Annotated in this window: 9 protein-coding genes and 2 rRNA genes; all 11 read left to right on the top strand. The window is 49.5% G+C overall.

Annotated elements, in window-relative coordinates; translation table 11 throughout:
- The first annotated feature begins 19 nt into the window (after nucleotides 1–19).
- Nucleotides 20–1,432: an anthranilate synthase component I family protein gene (locus ACF3OH_RS13495; RefSeq protein ID WP_392456784.1), complete on the top strand. Its 1,413-nt coding sequence runs from the start codon at nucleotides 20–22 to the stop codon at nucleotides 1,430–1,432.
- A complete protein-coding gene (pabA, locus tag ACF3OH_RS13490) occupies nucleotides 1,429–2,019 on the top strand; it encodes an aminodeoxychorismate/anthranilate synthase component II (protein WP_204591023.1) in 591 nt (196 codons plus the stop codon). The genes ACF3OH_RS13495 and pabA overlap by 4 nt, the downstream gene beginning before the upstream one ends.
- Nucleotides 2,019–2,870 carry an aminodeoxychorismate lyase gene (gene pabC, locus ACF3OH_RS13485; protein WP_204591021.1) on the top strand — a complete coding sequence of 284 codons (852 nt, stop codon included), beginning with the start codon at nucleotides 2,019–2,021 and terminating at the stop codon, nucleotides 2,868–2,870. The genes pabA and pabC overlap by 1 nt, the downstream gene beginning before the upstream one ends.
- Complete coding sequence (gene folP / locus ACF3OH_RS13480; protein WP_204591019.1) at nucleotides 2,867–3,709, top strand: dihydropteroate synthase; 843 nt, start codon at nucleotides 2,867–2,869, stop codon at nucleotides 3,707–3,709. The genes pabC and folP overlap by 4 nt, the downstream gene beginning before the upstream one ends.
- Nucleotides 3,709–4,074, top strand: coding sequence for a dihydroneopterin aldolase (gene folB, locus ACF3OH_RS13475; protein WP_204591018.1), 366 nt, complete (start codon nucleotides 3,709–3,711; stop codon nucleotides 4,072–4,074). The genes folP and folB overlap by 1 nt, the downstream gene beginning before the upstream one ends.
- Nucleotides 4,071–4,577 (top strand): 2-amino-4-hydroxy-6-hydroxymethyldihydropteridine diphosphokinase, encoded by a 507-nt coding sequence (folK, locus tag ACF3OH_RS13470; protein ID WP_392455113.1) that lies wholly within the window; start codon nucleotides 4,071–4,073, stop codon nucleotides 4,575–4,577. Before folB ends, folK begins: the two co-directional genes overlap by 4 nt.
- A complete protein-coding gene (locus ACF3OH_RS13465) occupies nucleotides 4,529–4,756 on the top strand; it encodes a helix-turn-helix domain-containing protein (protein ID WP_204591016.1) in 228 nt (75 codons plus the stop codon). The genes folK and ACF3OH_RS13465 overlap by 49 nt, the downstream gene beginning before the upstream one ends.
- 34 nt (nucleotides 4,757–4,790) lie before the next feature.
- Entirely contained in the window at nucleotides 4,791–5,765 is a 975-nt protein-coding gene (dusB, locus tag ACF3OH_RS13460; RefSeq protein WP_204591123.1) for a tRNA dihydrouridine synthase DusB, read from the top strand.
- A gap of 147 nt (nucleotides 5,766–5,912) precedes the next feature.
- Nucleotides 5,913–7,403, top strand: a complete 1,491-nt coding sequence (gene lysS, locus ACF3OH_RS13455; RefSeq protein ID WP_392455112.1) for a lysine--tRNA ligase — start codon at nucleotides 5,913–5,915, stop codon at nucleotides 7,401–7,403.
- A gap of 518 nt (nucleotides 7,404–7,921) precedes the next feature.
- Nucleotides 7,922–9,474 (top strand): 16S ribosomal RNA (locus tag ACF3OH_RS13450).
- Between the two features lie 187 nt (nucleotides 9,475–9,661).
- Nucleotides 9,662–12,587 (top strand): 23S ribosomal RNA (locus ACF3OH_RS13445).
- Together the 16S and 23S rRNA genes form the textbook arrangement of a ribosomal RNA operon.
- The last annotated feature ends 8 nt before the right edge of the window (nucleotides 12,588–12,595 follow it).

The following is a 12,595-nucleotide window of genomic DNA, read 5'->3' as shown; positions in this document are numbered from 1 at the left end:
AAAAGGAGTAACCTCAGTGATCCAAACAACCGAAACTATCACATTCTCAGCATCCAAAGATGAATTTTATTATGGCTACCAAGAACTCGCAAAAAAAGCGAGCCGCCATGCGTTACTGGAAAGTGCGCGCGGTGGTAACTTGAGCACCGCGGCTTTCCACCCATTCGCAACTGTGCACTCTACCGAAGATGGCATACATATTGAATGGTCGGACGGGCGTATCGAAGCGCAGCAAGGGGAATCGCTTACGCTAATTGAGCAGCTCGTCAACCGTTACGCTATTTCTTACAATCCAGAGCTTCCCGATTTTCAAGGGGGCGCACTTGGCTTTGTGACCTACGATTATGCACGTGTCATCGAAGTATTACCAGAGTCTACAGAAGACGACTTGGGAATTCCGATGAACTTCTTTTATTTATTTGATCATTGGGCGGTCTATGATATCGCACATGAGCAAGTAGTGTTGATGAAGTTACCGAATGCAGAGGTCGACTTAGCAACTTGGGCAGATGAATGGAAAGCAGCCATTCAACAAGGAATCGCTACGCGTCTATTTGAAGCGGGAGCTGCTCGCGAAGTTGTTCAAGACGACAGCACGTTGCATGTCTCAATGAGTGGTCCTCAATTTGAAGCGGCTGTTCGTCGTATTCAAGAGTACATTGCGCAAGGAGATGTATTCCAAGTCAATTTATCTGTGCGTCAGTCGAAAGAGCTTGGTGTCGAGCCGGCTGTGATGTATGAAGCGCTGCGCACATTCAACCCATCTCCTTATATGTCATACATTCAAGCGGACGAGTTTGCAGTGGTTTCTGGCTCGCCAGAACTTCTTGTGAAGAAAAAAGGAATGGAGCTTTCTACGCGTCCAATTGCAGGCACACGCCCACGAGGTAAAGATGAAGCAGAAGATATCGCGCTCGCGAAAGAGTTGATTGACAACGAAAAAGAGCGAGCGGAACACGTCATGCTCGTTGACTTGGAGCGTAATGATCTGGGGAAAGTGTCACGGTATGGAACAGTGGAAGTAGATGAGTTCATGGTGATCGAGCGGTACTCACACGTGATGCATATCGTTTCAAACGTCAAAGGAGAACTTGGTCAAGAAGTGACGAGTGCTGCAATCGTTCAAGCCATGTTCCCAGGGGGTACGATTACGGGAGCGCCGAAGATTCGTACGATGGAAATCATTGAAGAACTTGAGCCTGTTCGCCGCGGTCTATATACAGGGTCTATCGGGTGGTTTGGCTATACGGGCGACCTTGAGTTCAACATCGTCATCCGAACGGCTTTTGTCAAAGACGGTATGGCGCATATCCAAGCGGGCGCGGGAATTGTGATCGACTCCATTCCTGCGGCAGAGTATATTGAATCCTTAAACAAAGCAAAAGCATTGTGGCAAGCAAAAGCCATGGCGGAAGGGACGAAACAGGCATGATTTTGATGATTGATAATTACGATTCATTCACGTACAATCTCGTTCAGTACATGGGCGAGATGGGACGCGAGATTCGCGTTGTTCGCAATGACGAAATCACGCTCGACGAAATCGAAACGTTGCAACCGGATATGATTGTTGTTTCGCCTGGACCGTGCACACCAAATGAGGCTGGCATCAGTCTAGATGTCATCACGCACTTTGCTGGCAAAATCCCGGTGCTTGGTGTGTGTCTTGGTCACCAATCTATTGGGCAAGCGTTCGGCGGGAAGGTCATCCGCGCGGAACGTCTGATGCATGGTAAGACATCGCCTGTTTTCCACGACGGTAAAGGTGTGAATGAAGGGATGCCGAACCCATTTCAAGCAACGCGCTATCATTCGTTGCTGGTCGAAAAAGACTCGTTACCAGAGTGTCTCGAAATCACGTCTTGGACAGAAGAGGGCGAGATTATGGGGCTGCGTCACAGGGAATTTGCGGTGGAAGGTGTGCAATATCACCCCGAGTCGATTATGACCGAGCAAGGGAAGAAGCTCATCCGCAACTTTATTGAAACGTATTGTGAACCGAAGGAAGTGTCGGTCTGATGGACTGCTGGAAAAACGGTGAATTTCTCACAAAAGAACAAGTCACGATTTCTCCCTATGATCACGGGTATTTATACGGACTCGGTTTTTTTGAAACATTTCGCACATACAATGGAGAAGTGTTCCTTTGGGAGCAGCACTGGGAGCGTCTCGAGAAGACGCTTTCTGCTTTTCGAATCGAGCTTACGTACACGAAACAAGAATTGCTTCAGGTTGTGCAGGGACTGACGCGACGAAATGGTGATGAAGACGGGTATTTTCGGTTAAATGTCTCAGCTGGTGTGCATGATATCGGATTGCAACCTGACCATTATCCGAATCCGACAGTACTAGTCATGCGCAAAGCGCTTCCGCCGACCGTGCGTGGTACAGAAAAGACAGCGAGTTGGATTGCAACACCGCGCAACTCACCGGAAGGGCCGACACGAGTGAAGTCGCATCATTACGGAAACAATGTGCTCGCGCGTTTCGAACTGCCTTCGCTTGCCGAGCAGGAAGGCTTTATGTGTACAGCTTCCGGAATTGTAGCTGAAGGTATCACTTCTTCTATTTTCTGGGTACAAAACGGGATGCTCTATACACCTTCCCTGGATACAGGAATTCTCAATAGCATTACGCGCCAGTGGTTGATTGACTACACGCACACAACTGGAATTCCAGTCAAAGAAGGGCATTATTCACGTGAACAAGTCGAACAAGCAGATGAACTTTGGGTGGTGAATGCGGTACAGGAAATTGTACCGATTCGAAAGCTCGAAACCTATCATTTCCCGGGAAATAATGGCGAAATCTATCGAAATGTACATGCAGCTTATGTGGATGCACTACCGAAAGGGGACGAACTAGCATGACAAAGAATTGGACGGCGCACGGTGTAACGCTCGATTTCTCAAAAGAGACGATTGTTATGGGGATTTTAAACGTCACACCGGACTCCTTTTCAGACGGGGGGCAATACAACTCTGTAGCACAGGCCGTTGCGCGTACGCGTGAAATGGTGGAACAAGGAGCTAAAATTGTAGACATTGGCGGAGAATCGACACGTCCTGGCTACACACCGATTTCTGATGAAGAAGAAATCGAACGGGTCGTTCCAGTTATCCGTGCCATTCGTGAGGCCAAAATTCCAGTCTTTCTTTCTATTGATACATATAAATCTGCTGTTGCAAAAGCGGCACTAGATGCAGGAGTCGACATTTTAAATGATATTTGGGGTGTGCGACGCGATCCGGGCATTGCGCAACTAGCTGCGGAGTACGGAGCACCATTGATTTTAATGCACAATAGAGAGTCGGCGAATTACCAAGACTTCTGGTCAGATGCGAAAGCGGACTTGGAAGAGTCGCTGAAGATTGCGAAAGACCACGGTGTTCATGATGAACAAATTTGGTTAGATCCAGGCATCGGGTTTGGGAAGAACACGACTCAAAACATTTTCATGATGCAATACCTTCCGGAACTTGTGGCAATGGGGTATCCCGTGTTACTTGCAACTTCACGTAAAAGTCTGATTGGCAATGTCTTAAAATTGCCTGTAGAGGAGCGAGTTGAAGGGACAGCTGCGACTGTAAGCTTCGGTATTGATAAAGGGGTGCACATGGTGCGTGTGCATGATGTAAAAGAATTGGTACGGACAACACGTATGATGGATGTCCTCGTTGGCAAAACACACTATGTGGAGGAAACCTAATGGATAAAATCTACTTAAATGATATGCAATTTTATGGCTATCACGGCGTGCTTCCGGAAGAGACCGTCCTTGGACAGTTGTTTCGTGTCACGGTCGAGATGGCAGTCGATTTAAGACAAGCGGGCGAGACGGATGATTTGGCTGCGACTGTTAATTATGCGGAAGTGTATGCGTTGTGTAAGGAGATTGTAGAAGGCCGTCCCTATCAATTGATTGAGTCGGTCGCTGAAAAGATTGCAGCTGCGATTCTCGATGGATACGCGGAGCAAGTGAAGGGATGCAAGGTGTTGATTGTGAAGCCAACACCTCCTATTGCTGGGCATTACGCATCTGTGGCTGTTGAAATTACACGAGGTGAGGTATGAAGAAAGCGTACTTGTCAATCGGCTCGAACATGGGCGACCGCCTACAGTTCTTAAAAGACGCCGTCCAAATGGTGCAATTTGACCCAGAAATCACAGTAAAGACGGTTTCTTCTATATTTGAAACAGATCCTGTCGGCTATACGGACCAAGCTGCTTTTCTAAATATTGCAGTCGAACTTGAGACGACACTGTCTCCGCATGAACTGCTCGCCGCATGTCAACGAATCGAACAAGAACTTGGACGTAAACGTATCATTCGCTGGGGGCCACGGACTGTGGACCTTGACATTTTATTGTATAATGATGAAAATATAGAGTCGGATGATTTAGTCATTCCGCATCCGCGCATGGCAGAACGTGCTTTTGTAGTAATCCCACTGGCATCGATTTCTACGGACCCAGCACTTCATCAACTGGCAGCGGAATTCGATCCCGAGAAAGAAGGCATTCGCTTATGGACAGCATTCGATGGGGACGACGCATTCGTGCATACCGAAAGTTAAAACGGATGAGCCAGATTGAATTGGCGAGAATCCTGCAAGTGGCTCCAGCGACGCTTGGTAAGATTGAACGAGGTGTCAATGAGCCGACAGAAGTACAATGGACACAGATTGCCCAAGCCCTTGATATAGAATTAGAAGAACTTAAAGGTAGTAAGGAAGGTGAACAACGTGACACATAAGCCAACGAAGCCGTTCTCGATCGGCGGCATCGAGATGGACAACCGCGTTGTACTAGCCCCGATGGCGGGGATTTCAAACTCGGCATTCCGTTTGACGGTCAAAGAGTTTGGCGTAGGACTCGTATATGCTGAGATGATCAGTGACAAAGGAATTGTCCAGAAGAATGAGAAGACACTGAGCATGCTGTATATCGATGAGCGAGAAAATCCATTGTCTCTCCAAATCTTTGGAGGCGAAAAAGACACGCTCGTTGCAGCCGCTCAATATGTCGACCAAAATACAACCGCTGACATCATCGATATCAACATGGGATGTCCGGTCAATAAAATTATCAAGTGTGAAGCGGGTGCCCGCTGGTTACTTGACCCAAATAAGATTTACGAGATGGTCTCAGCTGTTGTCGACAAGGTATCCAAGCCCGTAACAGTTAAGATGCGTATCGGTTGGGACGAGGACCACATCCTTGCCGTAGAAAACGCGCAAGCAATCGAACGTGCAGGGGGCGCAGCAGTTGCTGTTCATGGACGCACACGTCAACAGATGTATGAAGGTCATGCAGACTGGAACGTCATTCGCGATGTGAAGCAGTCCGTTTCTATCCCGGTCATCGGAAATGGAGACGTGGAGACCCCGCAAGATGCGAAGCGAATGCTCGATGAGACAGGTGTAGATGGTGTGATGATTGGCCGCGCAGCTCTCGGTGACCCGTGGATGATTTACCGTACAGTAGAGTACTTAGAGTCAGGTGTACTGAAACCAGAGCCCTCTGTTCGTGAAAAGATTGATGTTTGCTTACTTCACTTTGAACGTCTTGCACAATTGAAAGGTGAGAAAGTAGCTGTACGAGAAATGCGCAAGCATGCCTCGTGGTACTTGAAAGGTATTCGCGGCAATGGTCGCGCTCGCACCGTCATCAATCAACTCGATGATGCAACAGAGATGAAAGCGTACTTGAATGCATTTGCAGAAGAGGCGATGACATCACAAGAAGAAATCGCGTATGTCTAAACAGAGCTATCACCTAGAGGTGGTAGTTTTTTTCATGGTAATAAACTGAATTCGCAGACTTCAGTTCAACGAGATGAAGTTTAAACGGAATTTGTGTACAATAGAACTATTGCAATCTGGCGTAGAACAGAGCGAAGGAGTGACACTATGTCGAACATGGAAGAATTAAACGATCAATTACAGGTGAGACGTCAAAAGATGACGACAATGCAAGAGCAAGGCATGGATCCATTTGGAACACGTTTTGACCGCAGTCACCTGAGTCATGAAATAAAAGAGGAGTTTGAAGGATACACGAAAGAACAACTCGACGAAACACTATATGAAGTCATCGCTGCAGGGCGCATCATGACAAAGCGTGGAAAAGGAAAAGCTGGCTTTGCGCACATTCAAGACCTGGGTGGCCAAATCCAGATTTACGTTCGTAAAGACGCAATCGGTGACGAGGCGTACGCAACATTCCTTACAGCTGATCTTGGAGACATCGTCGGTGTGAAAGGTTTAGTGTTCCGCACAAACGTTGGAGAACTTTCTATTAAAGCGACGGAATTTACGTTTTTGACGAAATCCCTTCGTCCGATGCCGGAGAAGTTCCACGGCTTAAAAGATGTTGAACAGCGTTACCGTCAACGGTACCTAGACCTGATGACAAGTGACAGCAGCAAAAACACATTCATCACACGTAGCCGTATCATCCAAGCGATGCGTCGTTACCTGGATAACGAAGGTTTCTTAGAAGTAGAGACACCAATGATGCATTCCATCGCAGGTGGAGCAGCGGCTCGTCCGTTCGTTACGCACCACAATGCATTAGATATGGAACTCTACATGCGTATCGCAATCGAACTTCACTTGAAGCGTCTGATTGTCGGTGGTCTTGAAAAAGTATATGAGATCGGTCGTGTCTTCCGTAACGAGGGCGTCTCGACTCGTCACAACCCAGAATTCACAATGATTGAATTGTACGAAGCATACGCAGACTATCAAGACATCATGAACCTTACAGAAAACCTGATCGCCCATATCGCACAAGAAGTACTTGGTTCAACGACTGTTCAATATGGCGATGACCAAGTCGATTTAGCACCAGGCTGGAAACGCTGGCACATGGCAGATGCAGTGAAAGAAGTGACAGGTGTAGACTTCTGGCAAGAGATGACCAAAGAACAAGCGCATGCTTTGGCAAATGAGCATGGTGTAGAAGTGAAACCTTCTATGGAAGTAGGCCATGTATTGAATGAGTTCTTCGAGCAAAAAGTCGAAGAGTTACTTGTACAACCGACATTCATTTACGGACATCCGGTAGAAGTATCTCCTCTAGCGAAGAAGAATCCAGAAGACGGTCGCTTCACAGATCGTTTCGAATTGTTCATCGTTCGTCGTGAGCATGCGAATGCCTTCACGGAATTGAATGATCCAATTGATCAACGCGAGCGTTTTGAAGCGCAGCTTGTGGAAAAAGAAGCAGGAAACGACGAGGCGCATGAAATGGATGATGATTTCATCGAAGCGCTTGAATACGGAATGCCTCCAACAGGTGGACTAGGGATTGGTATCGATCGTTTAGTGATGTTATTAACGAACTCACCATCGATTCGTGACGTCCTTCTCTTCCCATTAATGCGCCACAGAGAATAGTTTAATAAATGAAAGAGCCCTTGCCCCAAGGAATATCGGGGCAAGGGCTTTTGTTTTGTTTGAGATAGAAGTTGCGCGAATTGTTTTTCTTCTTGTAAGTATTCAGATGAAAGCACAATATCTAGTGAACAGTAGCAAGCATTCGACTAAATGTTGAATGCGGGAAACTTTGTTGAAAAAAGTTGAGTGAAAGTGCTTGTCTCTATCAAAATCCCGTGCTATAGTAATCAAGTTGCTAAATTACGAAATGCATCGAGAAAACTTTTTCAAAAAAGTGATTGACATCACGATTCGTAATTTGGTATCATAGTAAAGTCGCCAAAACGAGCGGCGCATAAAATGAACATTGAAAACTGAACATGCAAGACGTCAAGATAGAGCGTCACCGCCCCGACCCCCGTTGGGTGTGCGTGACGCAAACACGAACCAAGTCACTCCCTATAAACGGTTGTGATGGACGTTCAAAAATGGACATCATTATGATGCCAGCAACAAAATGAGCTTCTATTAAGTTCTCTTTTATGGAGAGTTTGATCCTGGCTCAGGACGAACGCTGGCGGCGTGCCTAATACATGCAAGTCGAGCGGATGAAGGAGGAGCTTGCTCCTCCAGATTCAGCGGCGGACGGGTGAGTAACACGTGGGCAACCTGCCCTGTAGATTGGGATAACTCCGGGAAACCGGGGCTAATACCGAATAATCCACCAGACCACATGGTCCGGTGTTGAAAGGCGGCCTCGGCTGTCACTACAGGATGGGCCCGCGGCGCATTAGCTAGTTGGTGGGGTAACGGCCCACCAAGGCGACGATGCGTAGCCGACCTGAGAGGGTGATCGGCCACACTGGGACTGAGACACGGCCCAGACTCCTACGGGAGGCAGCAGTAGGGAATCTTCCACAATGGACGAAAGTCTGATGGAGCAACGCCGCGTGAGTGAAGAAGGTTCTCGGATCGTAAAACTCTGTTGTGAGGGAAGAACAAGTACCGGAGTAACTGCCGGTACCTTGACGGTACCTCATTAGAAAGCCACGGCTAACTACGTGCCAGCAGCCGCGGTAATACGTAGGTGGCAAGCGTTGTCCGGAATCATTGGGCGTAAAGCGCGCGCAGGCGGTCCCTTAAGTCTGATGTGAAAGCCCACGGCTCAACCGTGGAGGGTCATTGGAAACTGGGGGACTTGAGTGCAGAAGAGGAAAGCGGAATTCCAAGTGTAGCGGTGAAATGCGTAGAGATTTGGAGGAACACCAGTGGCGAAGGCGGCTTTCTGGTCTGTAACTGACGCTGAGGCGCGAAAGCGTGGGGAGCAAACAGGATTAGATACCCTGGTAGTCCACGCCGTAAACGATGAGTGCTAAGTGTTAGGGGGTTTCCGCCCCTTAGTGCTGCAGCTAACGCATTAAGCACTCCGCCTGGGGAGTACGGTCGCAAGACTGAAACTCAAAGGAATTGACGGGGGCCCGCACAAGCGGTGGAGCATGTGGTTTAATTCGAAGCAACGCGAAGAACCTTACCAGGTCTTGACATCCCGCCGACCGCCTAGGAGACTAGGCCTTCCCTTCGGGGACGGCGGTGACAGGTGGTGCATGGTTGTCGTCAGCTCGTGTCGTGAGATGTTGGGTTAAGTCCCGCAACGAGCGCAACCCTTGATCTTAGTTGCCAGCATTCAGTTGGGCACTCTAAGGTGACTGCCGGTGACAAACCGGAGGAAGGTGGGGATGACGTCAAATCATCATGCCCCTTATGACCTGGGCTACACACGTGCTACAATGGATGGTACAAAGGGCTGCGAACCCGCGAGGGGGAGCCAATCCCATAAAACCATTCTCAGTTCGGATTGTAGGCTGCAACTCGCCTACATGAAGCTGGAATCGCTAGTAATCGTGGATCAGCATGCCACGGTGAATACGTTCCCGGGCCTTGTACACACCGCCCGTCACACCACGAGAGTTTGTAACACCCGAAGTCGGTGGGGTAACCTTTATGGGGCCAGCCGCCGAAGGTGGGACAGATGATTGGGGTGAAGTCGTAACAAGGTAGCCGTATCGGAAGGTGCGGCTGGATCACCTCCTTTCTAAGGATTATTTCGGAACAGACCCTTTGGTCTGACTTGACGTCTTGCAGTTCAGTTTTGAATGTTCATACATTCAACAACCTGTTCTTTGAAAACTGGATAGAACGACATTGATTGTAACAAAACACAACGTCAAGCAATTGACGTGTGACCTGAAGTCTCTTCTTTAATGGAGAGCACTAACTTAGGTTAAGTTAGGAAGGGCGCACGGTGGATGCCTTGGCACTAGGAGCCTATGAAGGACGGCACTAACACCGATATGCTTCGGGGAGCTGTAAGTGAGCTTTGATCCGGAGATTTCCGAATGGGGAAACCCAGCACGCGTAATGGCGTGTTACCTTCCAGTGAATACATAGCTGGTCGGAGGCAGACCCAGGGAACTGAAACATCTAAGTACCTGGAGGAAGAGAAAGAAAAATCGATTCCCTGAGTAGCGGCGAGCGAAACGGGAAGAGCCCAAACCAAGAGGCTTGCCTCTTGGGGTTGTAGGACACTCTATACGGAGTTACAAAGGCAAGGGGTAGACGAAGCGGTCTGGAAAGGCCCACGACACGAGGTAAGAGTCCTGTAGTCCAAACCCATTGCCCTCCAGAGTGGATCCTGAGTACGGCGGAACACGTGAAATTCCGTCGGAATCCGGGAGGACCATCTCCCAAGGCTAAATACTCCCTAGTGACCGATAGTGAACCAGTACCGTGAGGGAAAGGTGAAAAGCACCCCGGAAGGGGAGTGAAAGAGATCCTGAAACCGTGTGCCTACAAGTAGTTAGAGCCCGTTAATGGGTGATAGCGTGCCTTTTGTAGAATGAACCGGCGAGTTACGATTCCATGCAAGGTTAAGTCGAGGAGACGGAGCCGCAGCGAAAGCGAGTCTGAACAGGGCGAATGAGTATGGGGTCGTAGACCCGAAACCAGGTGATCTACCCATGTCCAGGATGAAGGTGAGGTAACACTCACTGGAGGTCCGAACCCACGCACGTTGAAAAGTGCGGGGATGAGGTGTGGGTAGCGGAGAAATTCCAATCGAACCTGGAGATAGCTGGTTCTCTCCGAAATAGCTTTAGGGCTAGCCTCAGATGAAGAATCTCGGAGGTAGAGCACTGTTTGGACTAGGGGCCCATCCCGGGTTACCGAATTCAGACAAACTCCGAATGCCGATGATTTGTATCTGGGAGTCAGACTGCGAGTGATAAGATCCGTAGTCAAGAGGGAAACAGCCCAGACCACCAGCTAAGGTCCCCAAGTAACCGTTAAGTGGAAAAGGATGTGGCGTTGCTTAGACAACCAGGATGTTGGCTTAGAAGCAGCCATCATTTAAAGAGTGCGTAATAGCTCACTGGTCGAGTGACGCTGCGCCGAAAATGTATCGGGGCTAAACGGTTCACCGAAGCTGTGGATGCATACCTAGGGTATGCGTGGTAGGAGAGCGTTCTAAGGGCGTCGAAGTCTGACCGGAAGGACAGGTGGAGCGCTTAGAAGTGAGAATGCCGGTATGAGTAGCGAAAGATGGGTGAGAATCCCATCCACCGTATGACCAAGGTTTCCTGAGGAAGGCTCGTCCGCTCAGGGTCAGTCGGGACCTAAGTCGAGGCCGATAGGCGTAGACGATGGACAACAGGTTGATATTCCTGTACCACCTCCCCGCCATTTGAGTGATGGGGGGACGCAGTAGGATAGGGAAGCGTGCCGTTGGATGTGCACGTTCAAGCAGTGAGGTGTGATGTGAGGCAAATCCCGCATCTATAACACCAGGCTGTGATGAGGAGGACATAGTCCGAAGTTTCTGATTTCACGCTGCCAAGAAAAGCCTCTAGCGAGGCGGGAGGTGCCCGTACCGCAAACCGACACAGGTGGTCGAGGAGAGAATCCTAAGGTGAGCGAGTGAACTCTCGTTAAGGAACTCGGCAAAATGACCCCGTAACTTCGGGAGAAGGGGTGCTCTGACAGGGTGAAAGCCCGAGAGAGCCGCAGTGAATAGGCCCAGGCGACTGTTTAGCAAAAACACAGGTCTCTGCAAAACCGTAAGGTGACGTATAGGGGCTGACGCCTGCCCGGTGCTGGAAGGTTAAGAGGAGTGCTTAGCGCAAGCGAAGGTGCGAATTGAAGCCCCAGTAAACGGCGGCCGTAACTATAACGGTCCTAAGGTAGCGAAATTCCTTGTCGGGTAAGTTCCGACCCGCACGAAAGGCGTAACGATCTGGGCACTGTCTCAACGAGAGACTCGGTGAAATTATAGTACCTGTGAAGATGCAGGTTACCCGCGACAGGACGGAAAGACCCCGTGGAGCTTTACTGTAGCCTGATATTGAACTTTGGTGCAACTTGTACAGGATAGGTAGGAGCCTAAGAGCCCGGAGCGCCAGCTTCGGAGGAGGCGTCGGTGGGATACTACCCTGGTTGTATTGAAGTTCTAACCCATGCCCGTGACCCGGGCAGGAGACAGTGTCAGGCGGACAGTTTGACTGGGGCGGTCGCCTCCTAAAGTGTAACGGAGGCGCCCAAAGGTTCCCTCAGAATGGTTGGAAATCATTCGAAGAGTGTAAAGGCAGAAGGGAGCTTGACTGCGAGACCTACAAGTCGAGCAGGGTCGAAAGACGGGCTTAGTGATCCGGTGGTTCCGCATGGAAGGGCCATCGCTCAACGGATAAAAGCTACCCCGGGGATAACAGGCTTATCTCCCCCAAGAGTCCACATCGACGGGGAGGTTTGGCACCTCGATGTCGGCTCATCGCATCCTGGGGCTGTAGTCGGTCCCAAGGGTTGGGCTGTTCGCCCATTAAAGCGGTACGCGAGCTGGGTTCAGAACGTCGTGAGACAGTTCGGTCCCTATCCGTCGTGGGCGTAGGAAATTTGAGAGGAGCTGTCCTTAGTACGAGAGGACCGGGATGGACACACCGCTGGTGTACCAGTTGTCTTGCCAAAGGCATCGCTGGGTAGCTATGTGTGGACGGGATAAGTGCTGAAAGCATCTAAGCATGAAGCCCCCCTCAAGATGAGATTTCCCATTACGCAAGTAAGTAAGATCCCTCAAAGACGATGAGGTAGATAGGTTCGGGGTGGAAGCACGGCGACGTGTGGAGCTGACGAATACTAATCGATCGAGGACTTAACCAAAAAACGAG

Origin of the sequence: Chryseomicrobium aureum (assembly GCF_043182735.1) — a bacterium.
Lineage (GTDB): Bacteria > Bacillota > Bacilli > Bacillales_A > Planococcaceae > Chryseomicrobium > Chryseomicrobium aureum.
The sequence above is the reverse complement of the archived record's forward strand: the minus strand, read 5'-3'. Positions and strand labels throughout refer to the sequence as shown.

Bases quoted from the DNA above. Each gene is read 5' to 3' on its own strand.
- pabA (WP_204591023.1), top strand. From the start codon at position 1,429: ATGATTTTGATGATTGATAATTACGATTCATTCACGTACAATCTCGTT.
- pabC (WP_204591021.1), top strand. From the start codon at position 2,019: ATGGACTGCTGGAAAAACGGTGAATTTCTCACAAAAGAACAAGTCACG.
- folP (WP_204591019.1), top strand. From the start codon at position 2,867: ATGACAAAGAATTGGACGGCGCACGGTGTAACGCTCGATTTCTCAAAA.
- folB (WP_204591018.1), top strand. From the start codon at position 3,709: ATGGATAAAATCTACTTAAATGATATGCAATTTTATGGCTATCACGGC.
- folK (WP_392455113.1), top strand. From the start codon at position 4,071: ATGAAGAAAGCGTACTTGTCAATCGGCTCGAACATGGGCGACCGCCTA.
- ACF3OH_RS13465 (WP_204591016.1), top strand. From the start codon at position 4,529: ATGGACAGCATTCGATGGGGACGACGCATTCGTGCATACCGAAAGTTA.
- dusB (WP_204591123.1), top strand. From the start codon at position 4,791: ATGGACAACCGCGTTGTACTAGCCCCGATGGCGGGGATTTCAAACTCG.
- lysS (WP_392455112.1), top strand. From the start codon at position 5,913: ATGTCGAACATGGAAGAATTAAACGATCAATTACAGGTGAGACGTCAA.